Here is a 16,464-nt window from a genome sequence, read left to right as displayed (position 1 = left end):
GATCAGCCCTCCTTCTCGGAGTCGTTGTCGAGGGCTGCCAGGGCGGCGTCGACGCCCGCGCAGGCGGCGCTGTAGGTCTGGCAGGAACAGAAGGAGTGGCTGTTGGTGTGCCACTCGCAGGCCTGGTCGTGGCCGATGGTCTGGTCGGCCAGGGTCCGGGCGGCGTTGTAGAGCCGTGTGAGCGCCGTAGTCCCCAAGTGGGCCCGCGAGCCGGGGGTCTTGCTGTAGCGGCGGCGCAGGAGGAAGCCGAGGTTGTATGCGGTCCTGGCGGGGCCGCTGACGAACCGTGTCCACGGGGACCAGCGAGGATCATCGGGATACGGGGCCTCGAGCGTGCCTTTGACCACAAGGCACGCCCGGCCGATCGCGTACAGGGCGTCCCCGGCCTCGGCGAGCTGCTGCTTGGGGTCGTGGTGGTGAATCTTCTCTGGGTGCTCGCTGGCCATGTGCAGGGAGAACAGGGTCCGCGGGACCATCGCCGGCGGCGGGCAGTATTGGCACGGGACGCGGACCTCAATGTCCGAGAGCGGGCCCTCGTTCGGACCGGGTGTGTTGGTGCTGCTCACGGGCGGTCCTCCTTACGGGTGTCGATGTCGCGGAAGGGTTCGGTCGGGAGGGGCCGGCCGCAGGCCTTGGCCCACCAGCCGGCGCAGAGGAGCTCGCCGAGGGGGATGTCCCGGGGGTGGCCGTCGATGTGCCAGGCCCCGTACGGCTGGTGGGCGCCGCCGTAGGCCTGGGCGGTGCCGTGGTGGCACCAGAACGGGCCGTCCTCGGGGATGCACTTGCCGCCGTCCTCGAGCTCGGGCGAGCCGGGCCGGAACGCGCAGTCGGGGCAGGGCTTGCGCATGACGCCGGGCGGTACGGGCGCCTCGCGGATCATGTGTGCGGGGAAGCGGGCGACGTCGTTGGTGAGCCCGGCTCCGCCGCAGTGCAGGCAGCGGCCTACGGACGGGCCCATGTCGCCCTCGGTGCACAGCGGGCAGAGGTATCGGTAGACGACGAGCTCGCTCACGTTTCCTCCCGGTGCTGCTGCTCGATGCGGTCGAGGAACCGGGACAGGGTGTGGTCCGACGTGCAGTGCCGGTCGTGGATGTCGTCGACGGCGTGGGCGTTGAGGAGGCAGCACGGGGTGAGCGCTGGCGGGTTCTCGCCGAGCGCGCGGCGGCGGGCCCAGTTGTCCTCGAGGCGCCGGCGCCGCAGCCGGCGGTGCTCGCGTAGTGCGGCCTCGGTGAGGACCAGGACGCCGAAGCCGAACAGGGCTGCAGCCACGTACGCGCGGTGGATGAGTGCGCTGGTGCAGGCCGCAGCGAGGAGGACGGCGCCAGCCGTGGCGGCGTACTGGTAGCGGCGGTGCGTCGTCACGGCGTCACCTGGATCTCAGCGAGGGGCACGCCTGCGGCGAGCTGGCGGTACAGCTCCTGCAGTCGGTCCATGGCCTTGCTGTCGCGGCGGGACAGGGCCCGGCGTGCGAGGCCGGAGAGGCTGGCCCAGCAGGTCCAGCACAGGTACTTGCCGGGTCCCTTGGGCTGTCGGCATGAGGAGCACGGTGTGGTGGCCATGGCGTTTCTCCGGTGGTCGCGGCGGATCAGGTAGGGGATAGCGGCGATCGCGAGCAAGTAGAGGAGGGGACAGGCAGCGCCGAAGGCGGTGGCGATCAAGCGGCCTCCCCGTAATCGGGGGGCTGGCTGGTCGACCACGCGGGCCGTGCCCGCCTCCGGCGGCGGGCAGCGTGGATGCGGGCTCGAATGCGCCCGCGAGCCCAGGACGGCCCCGCCGTTCGCCGCCACAGGGCGCGCATGCCCCACGCGCCGGTCGCGATCGCAGCCAGGGCGAGGATCGCGGCGACGGTGACGAAGAAGATGACCCAGCCGGCAAGGGCGTAGCCCACGGTGAGGGCGGTGTCGATGGCCTCGGCGATCACTGGCGGGGCTCCTCGTCGTGCGTCCGGGCGTGCTCGGCGGCCTCCGTAGTCGCTTCGGCTTCCGAGCGGGAGGTGCCGCCTGCCAGGCAGGCGCCGTGCAGGCAACGCCATTGCCACGGGTGGATGCGGCTGTGCGTGTAGCGGCTGACGCGGTAGGTGGGAGCGTCTGTCATGCCTCGGCCCTCTCGTCGTCGGCCGCACGACTCGGGACTGCAGCGGGCTGGTGCGCTCGCGCTACGTCGACCACGTGCCGCCCGCAGCTCGGGCACAACTCCCAGTGGTCGACGTCGTTCGCCGTGAGTGAGACCGGGGTCGCGGGGCGGGGGCAGGCGACGCAGAAGACGCGGCCCCTGCCGTCGCCGTAGGCCGTCGGCGTCTCGGTGTCGGGCTGGAGCGCGGCGGCCTTGCGGCCCAGGGCGGTCACGATGTCTTGGGCCATCCCGCGCTCGCGGCGGCGGGTCTCGTCGAGGTCATCCTGCTCGCGGTCGTCGGGCTCGTCCTGCTGCGCCTCGGCGGCGGGCTGGGGTGCGGCGCGGTGGCTGCTCGCTGCCTCCTGCGGGTGACAGGCCGCGAGGCCGCCAGGGTCGTGCACCCACCACTCGGCGAGGGTGCCGGTCACGCGGAGGATGGTGGCGCCGCAGTGCGCGCAGTACTGCTGCGCCTTATGGGCCAGCGCATCCACGGCGAAGGCGATGCAGCCGCATCCGTCGGCCTGACAGACCCCGGCCTTGTGCCAGTTGTACGGGTGCTGGCAATCAGGGTTGGCGCAGGGCGTGGCGAGGGTCAGGGGACGGCTGGCCTCGACGAGCTGCGCCTCGTCGGCCTTGCGGCGCAGCTCGGCTGCGAGCTTGTTCGGGACGCAGCTGTCACAGCCCCCGCAGTCACAGGTGTCGTCGTTGCCCACGAAGTCGGCCGCCTCGCGGAGGATCAGGGCGCGGGTCACGGCGCGCTGAGGGATGCGCTCCGGGTCGTGGAGCCGCGCCTCGTTCGCCAGCCACTCCGGCCAGGCGGCGGGGTCGCCAGTGAAGTGCCGGCCGACAGCCTCGGCGTGGACTCGAGCACCCTCGTGCATCCACCAGCCCTTGACGTAGACGTGGATGCGGCCGAGCTGGCTGTCCGTCGCGGACCGGTAGGTGAGCGTGATCTCGGTCGGGTCGATCGTGCGGGTCTCGTTGTACTCGTCTGGCACTTCGGGCGCGCCGCGGACGATGTACCGGACGGAGCGGGCGACCGGAATGCGGTCGATGGGCGGGGTCATGGTCTGGCTCCTGGTCGTGTGGTGTGATCGGGGTGCCGGCCCGGCGCGAGACCAGCGCGCCGGGCCGTGCTGCTGGTCATCGGAAGTACGTGCCGCGCTTGGACCGCGGAGCGGTATCCGGGTCCGGAGGCATGGCCCGCTCGTCGTCGCCGTTGACGATGCGGCCGACGATGTAGCCGGAGATGCCCTCAGTCAGGGCAGCCATGTGCTCGGCCTGCTCAGCCGGGGTGCAAGGCCGGTAGCGCGGAGGGAACTCCGGCGCCGGCCGTGGCTCCGGTGTACGCCAGGCCGAGCCGGCCGCGTGGTCCTCGGCCAGGGCGCTCATGACTCGACTCCGGTCGGTACGGTGTCGCGCTCAAGTACGTCGAAGTCGAGGACGCCTTGGGCGAACCGCTCCTTCGCGAGGTCGTGGTAAGCGGGGTTGAGGTCGATGCCGAGGTAGCGGCGGCCGAGCTGTCGGGCTGCGGCGCCGGTCGTGCCGGAGCCGGAGAACGGATCGAGGACAGTCCCGGCCGGGCGGCAGCCGGCCTTGATGCAGCGCAGCGGCAAGTCCATGGGGAACGTGGCGAAGTGGGCGGCCGGGAATTTCCCGGTGTTGATGTGCCAGACGTCGCCGGGGTTTCGGCCCTTGGGGTGCGAGGCGCCCGCATGGTCGCCCCTGATTGGGCCGCCGATGCGGTCGCCGACCCCGAAACCCTGTGCCTTTCCTACGCGGCTGGTGCCGCCCGGCTTGGTGCCGGCGTAGCGTCGCGCTCGTGCGGACTCGTGAGGTTCTCGGACTGAGTCAAGGTCGAACCAGTACTGCGGGGCCTTCGAGAACAGGAACAGGTGCTCGTGCCGGCTCGACAGCCGGTCGCGCACGGACTCGGGCATGGCGTTGGGTTTGTGCCAGATGATCTCGTTACGGAGTATCCATCCGTCGTCTTGGAGCGCGAATGCCACCCGCCACGGGATGCCGAGGAGGTTCTTCTTGGGCCGGTCGGCGGGCTTCGACGGCATGTTCTGCATGAGCTGCACGCGGCGGCCCTGCAACTGGCTCGTGCTGCCGGGGTCGGTGTGCCCGCCGGCGGCCGCATAGCTGTCGCCGAGGTTCAGCCACAGCGTCCCGTCATCGGCGAGCACGCGCCGCCCCTCCGCGAACAGGGCGCGCATCATCTCGACGTACTCGGCGGGTGAGGCCTCGAGGCCGTATTGCCCTTCCGCGCCGTAGTCCCGCAGCCCGTAGTACGGCGGCGAGGTGACGATGCAGTCGACGGACGCGGTCGACAAGGTGCTCATGGTTTCCAAGGCGTCGCCCAGGAGGAGCGTCACCTGGTCGTCGCTGTAGTACTCGGTGGGCATGCTCATCGTCCGGACCTCCTCTGCTGCTGGCCCCACAGCGGGGGCTGGACGGTGGGTCTGCGCCGGGCAGGCCGTGCCCGTGGTGGGGCCTGCGGCTGCTGGCTGTTGTTGATGCAGGAGTCCCAGTGCGCGACGGCCTTCCATTCGAGGAGGGCCTCGACGGCGTCGGGCTCTTCGGCGGTGAGGCGGCGTACGACGAGGCCGCCGAGCCCGGTGGTCCGGGCGGCGAGCCCGCCGGCCGGGCTGGGCAGGGCGTTGAGCGGGGTGCGCTGGCCGCGGTCGGGGCCGGTGGCCCAGCGGATGTTGGCGCCGCAGCGGGTGCAGCGGGTGACGCCCTGGGTGGGGTGCGGGATGGTTGGCATGGGTCAGGTCCTCTCTGCGCGCGCGGCTGCGGCCGCGGTCCGGTCTTCGTGCGGGGCTCGGCGCCGGCCCTTGCTGGTGGTGCAGGGCTGGCCCTCTCTGGCGACGCATCCGTCGGCAGGGCAGGGGATGGAGAGAGCTCCGGTCGGGCCGGTCCTGCCGACGGCGTCCCGGAAGGCGTCGGGCATGTACTCGTGGGGCATGGGCGCCTCCTCGATGACGGGTGATGGGGCCGGGGTTGGGGGCGCCGGTGCAGCGACCGGAGCGACCGGCGGGGGGAGTTCGCCGTAGGTGGCGCGCAGCAGCTGGCCGGTGCGCAGGACGCCGTACCGGTGCAGCGCGGCCGCGGGCCCGTGCTCGGCCGCCATCGCCAGGACCTCGGCGTCGGACGCCGCGCTGCGCTGCCGGTATGTGGCCTTCGGCTGCGCGCCCTCGGCCCGTACGGCGGCCAGCTGTTCGTCCCACGCCCGGGCCCGGCGCCACTGCTCGCGGCTGATCTGCCGGTTGAGGGCGCACGCCTCGCACCGCTCGCCCGTCGGCCAGGTACGGCCGTCCTCGCACAGCGGCAGCCCGCACCCCTTGGGGACGATCGCCACGGCCAGGAGCCACGCGCCGACGTCCTCGATGCGGGCCGCGTCGCGGTAGCGGGTGGCGATCCGGGCGGACATCCGCTCGGGGGTGACCAGGTTGCGGGTGACGTCGTCGAGCTGGCGGCCGATCTCGCGGGCCACTCGTCGAAGCATGAAGGGCGTGACGTCGCCGAGGAGGTGACGGACGGGAGCGAGGCTCTCGTGGATGCGGCGCGTCCAGCGCAGCTCCGGTCCGCCGTACGGCGTAGGCGTGGTGGCGGGGGTGGGGCGGTTCCCGCGCGGAGCGCGAGACGTGCCCGGGCCGAACGTGTCCGGCACGCCGCTTGTCGCGTTGTCCACAGGAGCCGGGACCGCCTTACGGTCACCTCGCCTACGGCGGGAAACCCCCACTGGCTTCGGCGTTTCCGGTCGGTCAGTTAGGTGATCTTCCTTAGACGCGAGGGATCCGTCATGATCGCCCGGACCCGATCCGTCATGAATGACCGGTGACCCGGCCTCCCACAAGGGCAGCTGCTCGGGCGCCTGGTCCTCGAGGGCCGCTGCCTTCGGCGCGGGCGCCGCGGCGGGCACGGCGTGCAGCGGCTGGCGGCGGGTCTCGTAGGCGTGACGGCCGCGGCCGCCCTCACGGCGGTGCACCGTCAGCCAGCCCGTGCCCTCAAGCTCGTCCACCAGGCGGCGCGCCTGGCGCTCGCCGAGGTGCTCGCCAGCCCGCTGACCGGTGTGGTGGTAGAGCATCTCGCCGAGCTCGGCCGCGGTCACAGGGATACGGCGGGCGTCGGAGTAGGCGAGGAGTGCGTACAGGCGCAGCAGCCGGGGCGTGAGGGCCTCCGCCGCGCGGACCGGGATCCGCACCCACAGCTCGACCTCGTCGAGCGGGCGGGTGGTGCGGTGCGCGGACTCGCCCTTTCCATCGGGCGCGGTCTTGCGGACGGTGGGGATTTCGACGAGGCCGTCGACGGGGTCGGGCCGGGTGAGCAGCTTGAGGCTGCGCTCGACCGCGGACTTGGACATGCCGAGGTAGCCGGCCAGCGTGCTGACCTTGGCGCGGCAGCCCTCGGGCCGCATCGACAGTGCTGCGATCTTGACGTAGACGCTCAGGGCCGCATCGGCGTACTGAGGGCCTACGACCAGGCGCAGGGGTACGAGAACGGTGAGTCCGCCGGCGGCGCGCGGGCGCGTCCCAGCGGCCGCGGGCTGCGGCTGCTGGGGCGGTGCAGCCGGGGTGGCTGCGAGCGCGGCGGACATACGAGGGGATTCCTTCGAGTCAGCGGGTGGTGCAGGCGGTGATCAGGGCGGTGACGGTGAGGACCGTGCCGAGGAGGCCGAGGAGGCGGGTCATGACGTACGGCCGCAGGTGTGGTCGACGCCGCGTGTGAAGGCGGCGGCCGTACAGCAGACGGGGTGGCTGGCTTCGTAGGAGGCGCGTCGCTCGCGCAGCGAAGTGACCCCGTTGTCCTTGCGGGCGAGCATGGCGTCGAGGAACTTGCCGCTGGCCTCGGCGCCGTGGACGGCCTCGACGTAGGCAAGGGACATGCCGAACACCTCGGACGCGAGACACGCCGGCATCAGCACCGCGATGTCGTCAACCACGTCTTCGCCACGGCTGAACAAGTGCAGGGAGAGAATTGGGTCGCCGTGACTGCACTCGGAGCTGAAGTCGAGCCCTGCTCCAGCGCCGGTGACGATGAAGAGCTTGCTGGGTGTGGTGCGCCGGATTTCCATGAGGTCCTCTGGTGGGTGGGCCGGGTGGTCGGGGGTGGGCCCCGCTCGCTGAGGGGTTGGCGAGCGGGGCCCGGGTGGCGGCCGCGGGCGTGGGGGACGCCCGGGGGCGCGGCCGCTGGCCTAGTTGGTGGGCTGGTCCTGCGCCTGGTCGTGCTCGCGTTGGTGCAGATAGCGGCGGGCGCGTGCCTGCTCGAGGGCCAGGGCGGGGATGACGAGGTCGAACAGGCGGCGCGTGCCGGTGCCGGTGTCGGGTCGGTAGGCGATCCAGCCGCGGCCGTGCAGGACCTGCAGCGCGACGCCTACCTGCAGCTCGGCCAGACCGGTGGCCAGGGCGAGTTGCTCGATGTCGGGCTGGTGCGCGGAACCGAGCCGGCCGCTGCGGTGGTTGGCGCGGTGCAGCAGGTCGTACGCCACCAGGCGTGCGTGCGGCGGCAGCCCGCTGTGGATGAGGCACCAGCGGAAGACGCGGCGGAAGTACTCGGTGTCGGCGAGCACGGCCGGGGCGATCGCTTCCTCGGCCGTGAGCGGACGCGGTACGTACATCGGGCGGGGCGGCGTCGGCCGCTCGCCCGGGTCAGGCGCGGCCGCTTCCGCCGGCGTCTCCCCTACGGGGGCCGGGGTCGGGGCGGGCTCGTCCACCTGCGGGGCTGGTGCCGCCGTGGCGACGGGGGCGGGGACGCCGTGGTGTCGGGCGAGGTCGCCGGGGTTCGGGATCCGGGGCTTGGCCGGTGCGCTCATGTCGAGTCCTTGTCGGTGCTGGGCGCTGGTGGGGCAGCGGGCTCGGACGTTTCGGCTTCGGGCTTGCGGTGGATGGGCCAGCCCGGGCCGGGTTCCAGGTCGGGCAGGCCGCGGACCTTGCGAGGGCTGTGCTGGTAGCACCACCAGCCGTTGACGTAGAAGCGGCTGTAGGTGAGCGAGTGCGGCGGGGTGAGCCCGGTGCACGGCGGCGGCTTGGCGCTCACTCGTGCTGGTCCGGCTCGCTGGGCTCCTCCTGCACCGGCGTGCTCGGCTGGTCGTCCCAGACGTCCGAGTCATCGCCGGGCTGCTCGAGCTCAAGGCGGGCGTTCCACACGGCAACCGCGAGGTGCATACGTGCGGAACCGAGCCAGTAGCGGTCGTGGAGGCCGGCCGCGTACTTCCGGATCGCCCAGGTGGTCGAGTCGCGGGCGCTGACGGTCTGTTGGCGCAGCGCGGGCAGCGGAGCGGGGAGTTCACGGTCGTGCGGCGAGTACGTCCACGTCTCGATGCGGAACTGCGCGCCCGCCCTGGGCATGGTGTGCCTCATGCCCTCGCGGAGTTCGATGGCGTGGGCGATGCTGCACGCGGGCTGGTGGGCGAAGTCCTGCACGCTCGGCCCGGCGTCGACGAACACGGTGTCGGCCGTGCACCAGTGCTCCTCGCCCTCGGCGTGCGGGCAGACCGCGCCCCGCCTGGTGGACTCCTGGACGCGCTGCTCGACCAGGCAGAAGCGGACGACGCGGAACGCGGGCGCCTTGCCGCAGCCCTTCACCCAGCACCGCTTGTACTGCGCGTACGCCTGGTAGCTGCACTCGTCGCATACGCAGCCACCGGAGCAGTTGCAGCCGAGGGACTCGCCGTCGTCGTCGGTGCCCGCGCAGCCGCAGTACTCGTCCGGGTCCTGCTCGTCGTAGTCGTCAGCGCTCCCGGCCACGATCTCCTTGGGGTGGTCGCCGGGCAGCAGGTAGCCGGGGGCCCACGCCCGCATCAGCAGGCGCGCGGCGGCCTCGATCTCCTGCGGGGTCGGGCTCGCGGTGGTCTCGGTCATGACGCTCCGTTCGGGCGGGCCAGGGTGGGGAGTTCCGTGAAGGTGTGGCGCTCCCACGGGACGGTGAGCGCGTCGAGGCGGGTGCCAAGTGCGATGCGGCCGAGGCGGCGTCCGCACTGGCAGGAGCCATGGGTCTCGTAGGCGCCGGCCTCGACGATCAGGGCGTGGCCGCCGGCCAGGGTCTCGGGGACCTGACCGACGGGCTGGGCGTGGGGTTCGCGGAAGGCGCGGCCGAGGAGCTCGGCGGCGGCCGCCATGTTGTAGCCGGCGTCCTCGAGGACGCCCAGGATCTCCGCGCGTGCAGTGGCGCCGCCCGCCCGCAGCTGGCGGCTGCGTCGGGTGTCCTTCTCCACGCGAGTGAGGGCCGCGTCGATCGACTCGGCGAGCAGGGCAGGCGTTGCCGTCCAGGTCGGGTCCGTGGTGCCGGGCTCGAGCAGCTGCACGATCGAGCCGCCCAACTCGTAGGCCAGGAGCGGACGAACCTGCGGCTGACGCAGGGCCTTGGTGATGGTGTGCAGGCGGCTGGTCACCGTGCTGCCTCCGCCTCTCCGGCCGGGGCCGGGGCGAGGGGGAAGCAGAACATCGGCTTGTGCCGGTATGGCAGAGCGACCTGCCACGGGCCGTGGATCAGACCGAACGCGGCGTACTGGCAGCCGCGGTCGGCCTGCTTACCGAGGATGCGGCCGATGCACTCCTGGCCGAGGACCTCCTCATAGCGCACGGCGCGATCGGCGTGCTCGGCCTTACGCGGGTGCAGGGCCAAGGCCTTGGAGATCTCCATGCCCGTGGCGGTGTCTCCGCACGACGGGCACTGGAACGCCCAGTCCACAGAGCTCTGACCGAAGCGCTCGCGGGCCTCGGCCCACAGCTCTTCCTGCGTGAGGACACGCGGCTCGGTACTCATACGTCGCCGCCCTCGACCGTGCTGTCCGGGACCATGGCGGCCCAGGCCAGCAGGGCGACCATGGCTGTGAAGGCGGCGAGCACCATCAGGTGGCCAATGGTCATCAGCGGTCACCGCCCGCGGTGGCCTGGCGGACCTGGGCCTCGAGCTCGCGGAGTCGTGCGTCGGCGCACTGCACTTCGTGGTGCCAGTACGTCCGGTGCCCGGTGGTCTCCTCCAGCTGGGTCCGCAACTCACGTACGTGGGCGCGCAGTTCCTCCGGGCTGGCCGCGTCGACGTCGAGGTCGGCGTCCGTGAATCGCGCCTTGCGGATGTCCGCCTCCATGCGGGCCCGCAGCTGCGCGCGCTGCGAGTGCAGGCGGCCGACTTCCTCCCGGAGGCGGAAGGCGTCGGCGCTGGATTCCTCCCAGGCCGTGGAGCTCGCCCGCGCGGCGTCGTTCGCGAGGCGGATGAAGGCGTGCAGCCGTGAGTTCTCCCGCTCGAGGTGGAAGATCAGGCCCTCGCGCTCGTGCGGCTGGCGGCGCTGGGCACGACGGGCAGCCGACTTCCACGCAAGGCGGGTGCGCTGGTGATCCTGTTCTTCCTCCCACCGCGCGAGGTGGGCGCCGTCGATCTCGCTGCACAATCTCTGCAGCACCCCGTCCTCGCCGCCCTTTGCGGCGACGGTGGCCACCGCGACGATGACCGGTGCCGGTACGTCGCTGCCGAACAGCACCGACCACGCCTTGTCCGGGCTATCGACACCGGAGTCGAGGCTGTCGTTGGTCTCCGCCCAGAAGGCACCGTTGTCGGCGACCAAGGAGCCTGCAGCGGTCTCCACCCAGCCAGCCGCCAGGAGCGGGGTACGGACGTCGTCGCGGTACCGCTCCGGTTCGGTGTTCGTCATTAGACGGCCACCTCCAGCGGACGCTGCGGTGCGGTCTCAACGGTTGCGATCCACTCGGCGGCCGCGTCGAGGTCGGTGAGGCCGGCCGAGCGGTGCCGCCAGCGCAGGCTGCTCACGTAGTGGGCGCCCTGGTCGTCGCGTACGGCACCAGCGATCCAGCGCGCGGTGCCCTCGGCGTCCCGGTAGGCGGTGATGAGCCCGTACAGGGTGGCCTGGGTGATGGCTGCGGGCTGGCGGGTGACGAGGTACTGCTGTGGCTCGCCGCCCGGGATGGCGGGACGGCCGGGCCACAGCCACACCTCGCCGACCTGGCGCGGGGGCTGGCCCCACCCTGTGGCGTCGGTGGTGGTGTAGGTCTCGGCCAGGCCCTCGCCGCTGATGATGCGGACGGTGTCGCAGTCCCGGCAGAGCAGCCGCAGTTGGACGCGGCCGAAGGTGGTGGCATGCGAGCACAGGCTGTTGCTGCAGGTGTGCGGGTCGGCGCCGGAGGCGTCGTGACGGGCGCCCTGGTCGTAGCGGGTCTGGACGTCGTCCCAGGTGGGGTTGGGGCAGTCGACAGTGTGGGTGACTGAGTCCCACCCGAAGTACGTTTCCTCGATCAAGTCCATGGTCAGGCGGCCTCTTTGGCGTGGCGTGGCTGGTAGGTCTGGGTACGGAGCGGCTGGGTCTCGGCGAGGGCGGGAGGTGCTGCGTGCCGGCGCCGGGTCTGCGGAGCACGGGTAGGCAGCGCGGGCGGCTTGGGCACGGCGGGCAAGCGCTCCGGGTCCGGGAGGGTGACCTCCTCGGAGTCGAGCGCGACCTTCATCAGGCCCAGGACGAGGGCGCCGAAGCCGATCCCGATCCCGCCGCAGGCCAGCCACTCGGCCGCGGATGCGGTGCCGTTCACGATCCCGCCGGGCTGGTCTCGGCGAGCAGGCCCATCAGCCGGGCAGCCGCCCGGTCGGCCGTATAGAACTGGCGGCATTCCTCGCCGCGCAGGTGCACGGTGGCGCCGTCCTTGCTGCCGGTGACCAACGCGGTCGTTCCCTCGAAGGTGACCGGGCTGGCCTCGGCGGCGAGCTGGGTCAGCCACCACTGCCACTCGAGCATCGACGTCGCAGCCACCGTGAGCGTCACGGTGTGCGCGTCACGGATCTCGATTGCTGTCACGTCGATCTGGCGGCGTGCTTTGCCGGCGACGGTGCCCGCGGGGGAGTCGAGGTCGACGTCCAGGCCCGGGCGCGTATGCGTGTCCGGGGACAGTAAGACCGCCATGCCCTCGCCGCAGAGGCGCACGGCCACGCCGTCCTTCTCCCCTACACCGTGGGCGTCGCTGCCCTCCAGGGTCACCACGTCGTCGGCGATCCCGAACTGCTTCAGCCAGTACTGCCAGGCATGCACGGTGCGGGGCCGGACGGTCAGGCCCAGGTAGGTCGGCGTGGGCACGTCGGTGATGACGACGTCGTGGTGCCGGCGCAGGTCGGCGGCGAGGGTCGCGGCGGGCGAGTCGTGGTCGACGTCCACACAGATCCGGGACAGGCAGCCGGCGTACTGCGTGGTCTCGACTCCGGTCTGCTCGTCGATGCCCGGGCCGATGACGGCGCAGCGAACCGGGACGTCGGCGGCCTGCACGGCCAGGGCCTCGGCGAGCAGTGCGCGGACGGGGCCGGTCAGCTCGAGGGCCAGGGCGTCGCACTGCGCGTTGCTGAGCGGCAGGCTGAGGAGGGTGGCCGCGAGTGTGACCGCGGAGTGCAGCTTGGGCCGCAGGTCCTGGCTCATTCGCTGACCCCCTGCGCGGGCGAGGCCGGGGTGTGCACGGCGGACAACGGCGCGACCGGGGTGATGGCGGGCACGCCGCCGGGGTTGGTGCTGACGGCGGGGATGGGCTGCGTCACCTCGACCGCCGTCTCGGCGGCCTCCGCCGCGGGGGGCGTGTCGGAGCGAGGCAGGAGCAGGTCGGCGTCTGCGGTGTTCAGCAGCGCCCGGGCGATGACCTGGACGCCGTCGACGGTGCCCTCGGTCTCGACCCAGACGACGTCGCCGCGCTGGTCGTCCCGAGCGGGCTCGGCGTCGATGCGGGCAGCCAGGGCGAGAAGGCCGCGGCCGGAGTCCAGGCCGGTGCCGAAGTGCAGGCGGACGCTGAAGTCGTCGGCGCCGAGGTAGCGGTAGATCTCGACCGCGGTCGGGATGACCTGGCCCAGACCGATGAGCCGGTCGGCGAGGGTGCGGGCCCGCTGGTAGGAGGCGCGGATGGCGTCCTGGGAGGTGTCCTTGGGAGGTGCGGTCGGTGCCGTGGGCTGAGTACTCTGCTCCACGTGAGCCTCATTTCAGAGTGGTGATGTGAGGCGACGTCTCGAGCGGGGCCGTTGCGGACGGGCAGGTCAGCAGCGGCCCTGTTTGTGTCAGGAGACGTTCGCGTGTGCCGTGCCGCGGCGCGGCAGGGGGCGCAGGTTGGCGAGCGGGTGAGATGTCGCCGAGGTGCTGGGCTTGGAAGTTGCTGCGAGTGGGCCGGTGCTCGGCTCGTGGTGGTGCAGCTGGTCGATCCGCTCGAGGTCGGCGTCCGTGAAGTACACGACGCGGCCGACCTTGGAGTGGGGCAGCTGCTTGATGTGGCGGCGCAGCCAGGACTCCTCGATGCCGAGCTCTTCGGCAGCCTTGGAGTACTTGAGTCGGCGGGTCATGCCGGCGTCTCGGCGTTGTCGTCGGGGACCTTGCGGCCGGTCTCGGCCCACAGGCACCCGACGTCGATGCCGATCACGCGGCAGATGGCGCGAGCGACCGGGGCAGGCTGTGTCCGGGTGGTGCCGTTCAGCAGGCCATCGATCGTGCCGTGCGGGATGCCGACCGCGGTGGCCAGCGCACGGCCGCTGATCTCAGACCCGTCCGCCGTGCGGGTCATCAGGTCGCGCAGGGTGTGCGGCTTGAGCAGGGCGTATCTGGGTTCTCGCGTCACGGGCAAACCTCTTGGGCGGTGCGTCCAGAAAAGTTGGGCAGCACCAGAGTGACACGAGATTGGGCGAGCTGTCCAGAAAAAATGGACAGCTGCCGGTAATGGATTTGGTCAAGGTCCTCGCTGGGGGTGGCGCGAGAGGCCATGAATCTTGGACACTATGGCTATGTAACGTGGCGGGTAGGTCGCCTGATCAGCGAATATGCCAACACCGTCACACGCGCCACATGGGCAACCCCCCGGCCTAGGTGACCAGGAGAAGACGATGATGACGGCCAAAGAGCCTGTCGCTGATGAAGTAGGCAGGTCCGACCTGTCGGACCTCCTGAAGAACCGCATGACCGAGCTGGGCCTGTCCTACAGAACTGCGGCCGACGCCACCATCGACCCCCGCAACCCTGACGCCGGCCCCCTCTACAAGCGCGGCACCCTCGAGAACCTTCTCAAGGACCGCATCGCCAGCGCCCCCAGTGAGGCGCAGTGCCGCGCCCTGCACGCCGCCTTCCAGCTGCCGCTCACGGCCATTCAGCGCGCCGTCGCTGCCCAGTATCAGGGCTACATCGCCGAGCACTGGAACGGCTCAGAGAGGGCCCGTGTTCTGATCGCGCGCATTGATGAGATGGATGACGAGAGTCTCGAGCGCCTTACGAAACTGGCCGACATTGCGCTGGACGACAAGTCGAAGTAAGGCTCTGGCCAGCGATTACGCTCAGTCGATCTCTGGTTAGTACTACTTTCGACTACTTGTTGTTCACCTCTGGTCACACCGTGCCCCATATGGCACAGTCGATGATCCGCCTGGGAAGCGGCATCACTCGATTGGGTCACCTATGCCTGCTGGTCAAGGCGTGGGTGCGTGTTCATGCAAGGGGGCAACACGCCATGACACAGGACGCCTCGGGGGAGTCCGCCGGACGCCAAGAACCACACCGCATTGAAGTTGAAATGAGATTCGTCTCCGCTCTCCCAGGAGGTAGGGCCGTCCAGCCCGCAGAGAAGAACGGCAAGTTCGTGTGGCTCATTACCAAAGGGGCCATGACCGAGCAGTGCCGACGCGAAATGCGGGACTACATGACCCACATAGCCAGCACCGGAATGTGGACCCAGAACTGGCCCAACCCGCAGCGCTGGTAGGCGAATCGATTCCGCACCGGCAGGGGGCCGCACGTACACCGTGCGGCCCCCTGCCGCGTGTTCACACCACAGCACGCAGCGCCTGCGACGTCGGCGCTCCCATCGCGGCCTCCACCGCCGCGGCGATCTCACCATCCAGGGCCCGCACCAGGTGCCCGTACCGGTCGACCGTCGTCGTGATCGACTCGTGCCCCACCCGCGCCTGGATCGCCGGCAGCGGGATGTTCTTCTCGATCAGCCACGCCACATGGGTATGCCGCAGGTCGTGCAGCCGTGGCCGCTTCGTCAGCCCTCGCTCGATGGCCGCCCGCACTGCCGGCTGCCATTTCCTGTGGAAGAAATTGCTGTGCCGCCAGGCCTTCCCCATCCCTCCCCGAAAGATGAAGTCCTCCGGCTCCCGCCCCACCAGGTGCCGGCGCAGCATCTCCATCTGGCTGTCGGATAGTGCCAGCGTCCGCCGGGATCGCTTCGTCTTCGGCGGCCCCAGCTCGAAGGTGGCCGAGTCCCCCTTGCGCTTCCACGCGCGCTGTACGTTGATCGTCCGCCGCGTCAGGTTCACATCGCGCGCTTGCAAGGCAGACGCCTCACCCCACCGCAGCCCCGTGCCGACGAGGAAGTCCGCCAGGTCGGCCGCGGCCGGATCGATCTCGCGCATGCAGCTGGAGATCCGGGCGTACTCGTCGTGCTCGAGGAACGTCATCTCCTCCTCGATGCCGTCGTCGCCCCGCGGCAGCCTCGTCTTCGAGCAGGGGTTGTCGGTACGCAGGGGAGTGGCCGCGTCCACCGCGGCCTGGAAGACGCAGAACAGCAGCCCGTGCCGGTTGCAGATGCTCTTGCCGCTCGCCTCCTGGCGCAGCCACTCGCCTTCCTTGTCCGGGTGCGGGATGCCGTTCTCCTGGGCGCGGACCCAGTCGCGGATGTCGTCGGCCGTCACGTTGCACACGGTCGCGGGGACGGCCGGCCCTCCGCCTGCGGGCGTATGGGCGAGGCCGCCGAGGCGGACCTCGCTGCCGTCCTCGCGCCGGTACAGCACGCCGGCGAAGTGCCGCCCGACGTCGCGCCTGTAGTCGGCCCGGGTGCGCTCGGTGATCCCCGTGAGTCCGTCGACGTACCGGTACGCCCAGGTGATCAGATCGACGTCGCGGGGGTCGGTGTCCGGCTCGACGAATCCGCGGCCCTTGATCCAGCCGTGGGGCCATCGGTTGCCGTGCGCCTCGACCAGCTTCCGGAACTGGCCGGCCTGCTGCTCGCCTTCGTCGCCGCCGAAGTTCTCGGTCTGCCACGTCCCGTCCTCGCGCCACTTCACCTGGAAGGTGGGCGGGCCGTCCTTCTTGGGTCGCTTCACGATGCTTGCCATGGGGGGACGATAGGGGCGAATGGGCGGCGTCTGACCCCTCTTTGTTCCCGTGATGTTCCCAACATTCCGGAGACGACGAAGGGCTGACCTGTTTACACAGGTCAGCCCTTGATCGTTAAGGGTGAGTGACGGGACTCGAACCCGCGGCATCCTGGACCACAACCAGGTGCTCTACCAGCTGAGCTACACCCACCATGACCGGTTGTTGACTTCCGTGGAGTCCCCGACCGGCCGAGAAAAAGTGTACAGGGTCCGAAGGGGTGCTCGCGCACGCCT

The 16,464-nt window shown here is 71.0% G+C and carries 26 protein-coding genes and 1 tRNA gene; 1 reads left to right on the top strand and 26 read right to left on the bottom strand.

Translation table 11 applies throughout. The annotated features are described in order from the left end of the window. Positions 1 to 2: 2 nt before the first annotated feature. From ACFPQ9_RS25990 to ACFPQ9_RS25875, 24 genes are all read right to left on the bottom strand, one after another. On the bottom strand, positions 3 to 566 hold the full coding sequence (locus tag ACFPQ9_RS25990) for a hypothetical protein (protein WP_380857853.1): 564 nt from the start codon (positions 564 to 566) through the stop codon (positions 3 to 5). Further along, on the bottom strand, positions 563 to 1,012 hold the full coding sequence (locus ACFPQ9_RS25985; protein WP_380857850.1) for a hypothetical protein: 450 nt from the start codon (positions 1,010 to 1,012) through the stop codon (positions 563 to 565). Before ACFPQ9_RS25985 ends, ACFPQ9_RS25990 begins: the two co-directional genes overlap by 4 nt. Beyond that, on the bottom strand, positions 1,009 to 1,362 hold the full coding sequence (locus ACFPQ9_RS25980) for a hypothetical protein (RefSeq protein WP_380857847.1): 354 nt from the start codon (positions 1,360 to 1,362) through the stop codon (positions 1,009 to 1,011). Before ACFPQ9_RS25980 ends, ACFPQ9_RS25985 begins: the two co-directional genes overlap by 4 nt. Beyond that, positions 1,359 to 1,658, bottom strand: coding sequence for a hypothetical protein (locus ACFPQ9_RS25975; protein ID WP_380857844.1), 300 nt, complete (start codon positions 1,656 to 1,658; stop codon positions 1,359 to 1,361). The genes ACFPQ9_RS25980 and ACFPQ9_RS25975 overlap by 4 nt, the downstream gene beginning before the upstream one ends. Continuing rightward, positions 1,655 to 1,921, bottom strand: a complete 267-nt coding sequence (locus ACFPQ9_RS25970; RefSeq protein WP_380857841.1) for a hypothetical protein — start codon at positions 1,919 to 1,921, stop codon at positions 1,655 to 1,657. Before ACFPQ9_RS25970 ends, ACFPQ9_RS25975 begins: the two co-directional genes overlap by 4 nt. Next, the gene (locus ACFPQ9_RS25965) at positions 1,918 to 2,094 is read right to left on the bottom strand and encodes a hypothetical protein (RefSeq protein ID WP_380857838.1); all 177 of its coding nucleotides are present in this window, start codon (positions 2,092 to 2,094) and stop codon (positions 1,918 to 1,920) included. Before ACFPQ9_RS25965 ends, ACFPQ9_RS25970 begins: the two co-directional genes overlap by 4 nt. Further along, entirely contained in the window at positions 2,091 to 3,179 is a 1,089-nt protein-coding gene (locus tag ACFPQ9_RS25960; protein ID WP_380857836.1) for a hypothetical protein, read from the bottom strand. Before ACFPQ9_RS25960 ends, ACFPQ9_RS25965 begins: the two co-directional genes overlap by 4 nt. 76 nt (positions 3,180 to 3,255) lie before the next feature. After that, on the bottom strand, positions 3,256 to 3,504 hold the full coding sequence (locus ACFPQ9_RS25955) for a hypothetical protein (RefSeq protein ID WP_380857833.1): 249 nt from the start codon (positions 3,502 to 3,504) through the stop codon (positions 3,256 to 3,258). Then, the gene (locus tag ACFPQ9_RS25950; RefSeq protein ID WP_380857830.1) at positions 3,501 to 4,526 is read right to left on the bottom strand and encodes a DNA-methyltransferase; all 1,026 of its coding nucleotides are present in this window, start codon (positions 4,524 to 4,526) and stop codon (positions 3,501 to 3,503) included. Before ACFPQ9_RS25950 ends, ACFPQ9_RS25955 begins: the two co-directional genes overlap by 4 nt. Further along, complete coding sequence (locus tag ACFPQ9_RS25945; protein ID WP_380857827.1) at positions 4,523 to 4,882, bottom strand: hypothetical protein; 360 nt, start codon at positions 4,880 to 4,882, stop codon at positions 4,523 to 4,525. The genes ACFPQ9_RS25950 and ACFPQ9_RS25945 overlap by 4 nt, the downstream gene beginning before the upstream one ends. Positions 4,883 to 4,885: 3 nt before the next feature. Further along, entirely contained in the window at positions 4,886 to 6,715 is a 1,830-nt protein-coding gene (locus ACFPQ9_RS25940) for a hypothetical protein (RefSeq protein ID WP_380857824.1), read from the bottom strand. 90 nt (positions 6,716 to 6,805) lie between these two features. Next, positions 6,806 to 7,192: a hypothetical protein gene (locus ACFPQ9_RS25935; RefSeq protein ID WP_380857821.1), complete on the bottom strand. Its 387-nt coding sequence runs from the start codon at positions 7,190 to 7,192 to the stop codon at positions 6,806 to 6,808. Positions 7,193 to 7,312: 120 nt separating this feature from the next. Then, on the bottom strand, positions 7,313 to 7,930 hold the full coding sequence (locus tag ACFPQ9_RS25930) for a hypothetical protein (protein WP_380857818.1): 618 nt from the start codon (positions 7,928 to 7,930) through the stop codon (positions 7,313 to 7,315). After that, positions 7,927 to 8,154 (bottom strand): hypothetical protein, encoded by a 228-nt coding sequence (locus ACFPQ9_RS25925; RefSeq protein ID WP_380857815.1) that lies wholly within the window; start codon positions 8,152 to 8,154, stop codon positions 7,927 to 7,929. Before ACFPQ9_RS25925 ends, ACFPQ9_RS25930 begins: the two co-directional genes overlap by 4 nt. Continuing rightward, positions 8,151 to 8,978, bottom strand: a complete 828-nt coding sequence (locus ACFPQ9_RS25920) for a hypothetical protein (protein WP_380857812.1) — start codon at positions 8,976 to 8,978, stop codon at positions 8,151 to 8,153. Before ACFPQ9_RS25920 ends, ACFPQ9_RS25925 begins: the two co-directional genes overlap by 4 nt. Next, the gene (locus ACFPQ9_RS25915) at positions 8,975 to 9,508 is read right to left on the bottom strand and encodes a hypothetical protein (protein ID WP_380857809.1); all 534 of its coding nucleotides are present in this window, start codon (positions 9,506 to 9,508) and stop codon (positions 8,975 to 8,977) included. The genes ACFPQ9_RS25920 and ACFPQ9_RS25915 overlap by 4 nt, the downstream gene beginning before the upstream one ends. Continuing rightward, the gene (locus ACFPQ9_RS25910; protein ID WP_380857806.1) at positions 9,505 to 9,882 is read right to left on the bottom strand and encodes a VVA0879 family protein; all 378 of its coding nucleotides are present in this window, start codon (positions 9,880 to 9,882) and stop codon (positions 9,505 to 9,507) included. The genes ACFPQ9_RS25915 and ACFPQ9_RS25910 overlap by 4 nt, the downstream gene beginning before the upstream one ends. 103 nt (positions 9,883 to 9,985) lie before the next feature. Then, the gene (locus ACFPQ9_RS25905; RefSeq protein ID WP_380857803.1) at positions 9,986 to 10,768 is read right to left on the bottom strand and encodes a hypothetical protein; all 783 of its coding nucleotides are present in this window, start codon (positions 10,766 to 10,768) and stop codon (positions 9,986 to 9,988) included. Next, positions 10,768 to 11,376: a hypothetical protein gene (locus ACFPQ9_RS25900; protein ID WP_380857800.1), complete on the bottom strand. Its 609-nt coding sequence runs from the start codon at positions 11,374 to 11,376 to the stop codon at positions 10,768 to 10,770. The genes ACFPQ9_RS25905 and ACFPQ9_RS25900 overlap by 1 nt, the downstream gene beginning before the upstream one ends. Positions 11,377 to 11,378: 2 nt before the next feature. Then, positions 11,379 to 11,654, bottom strand: coding sequence for a hypothetical protein (locus ACFPQ9_RS25895; protein ID WP_380857797.1), 276 nt, complete (start codon positions 11,652 to 11,654; stop codon positions 11,379 to 11,381). After that, positions 11,651 to 12,526, bottom strand: coding sequence for a hypothetical protein (locus ACFPQ9_RS25890; RefSeq protein ID WP_380857794.1), 876 nt, complete (start codon positions 12,524 to 12,526; stop codon positions 11,651 to 11,653). The genes ACFPQ9_RS25895 and ACFPQ9_RS25890 overlap by 4 nt, the downstream gene beginning before the upstream one ends. Beyond that, on the bottom strand, positions 12,523 to 13,062 hold the full coding sequence (locus tag ACFPQ9_RS25885) for a hypothetical protein (protein WP_380857791.1): 540 nt from the start codon (positions 13,060 to 13,062) through the stop codon (positions 12,523 to 12,525). Before ACFPQ9_RS25885 ends, ACFPQ9_RS25890 begins: the two co-directional genes overlap by 4 nt. An 87-nt stretch (positions 13,063 to 13,149) precedes the next feature. Beyond that, positions 13,150 to 13,428: a helix-turn-helix domain-containing protein gene (locus ACFPQ9_RS25880; RefSeq protein WP_380857788.1), complete on the bottom strand. Its 279-nt coding sequence runs from the start codon at positions 13,426 to 13,428 to the stop codon at positions 13,150 to 13,152. Then, positions 13,425 to 13,700 (bottom strand): helix-turn-helix domain-containing protein, encoded by a 276-nt coding sequence (locus tag ACFPQ9_RS25875; RefSeq protein ID WP_359407205.1) that lies wholly within the window; start codon positions 13,698 to 13,700, stop codon positions 13,425 to 13,427. The genes ACFPQ9_RS25880 and ACFPQ9_RS25875 overlap by 4 nt, the downstream gene beginning before the upstream one ends. Before the next feature lie 262 nt (positions 13,701 to 13,962). Between ACFPQ9_RS25875 and ACFPQ9_RS25870 the strand changes: the two genes are divergently transcribed. Continuing rightward, complete coding sequence (locus ACFPQ9_RS25870; protein WP_359407202.1) at positions 13,963 to 14,385, top strand: hypothetical protein; 423 nt, start codon at positions 13,963 to 13,965, stop codon at positions 14,383 to 14,385. 507 nt (positions 14,386 to 14,892) lie between these two features. Here the strand turns inward: ACFPQ9_RS25870 and ACFPQ9_RS25865 are convergent. Both ACFPQ9_RS25865 and ACFPQ9_RS25860 read right to left on the bottom strand, forming a co-directional pair. Next, complete coding sequence (locus tag ACFPQ9_RS25865) at positions 14,893 to 16,188, bottom strand: site-specific integrase (RefSeq protein ID WP_380857783.1); 1,296 nt, start codon at positions 16,186 to 16,188, stop codon at positions 14,893 to 14,895. Positions 16,189 to 16,308: 120 nt separating this feature from the next. Further along, a tRNA-His gene (locus tag ACFPQ9_RS25860) sits at positions 16,309 to 16,381 on the bottom strand. Positions 16,382 to 16,464 lie beyond the last annotated feature (83 nt).

It is taken from the genome of Streptomyces coerulescens (assembly GCF_042657965.1).
Taxonomy (GTDB): Bacteria; Actinomycetota; Actinomycetes; order Streptomycetales; family Streptomycetaceae; genus Streptomyces; species Streptomyces coerulescens.
This window is presented reverse-complemented; position numbering and strand designations above follow the sequence as displayed.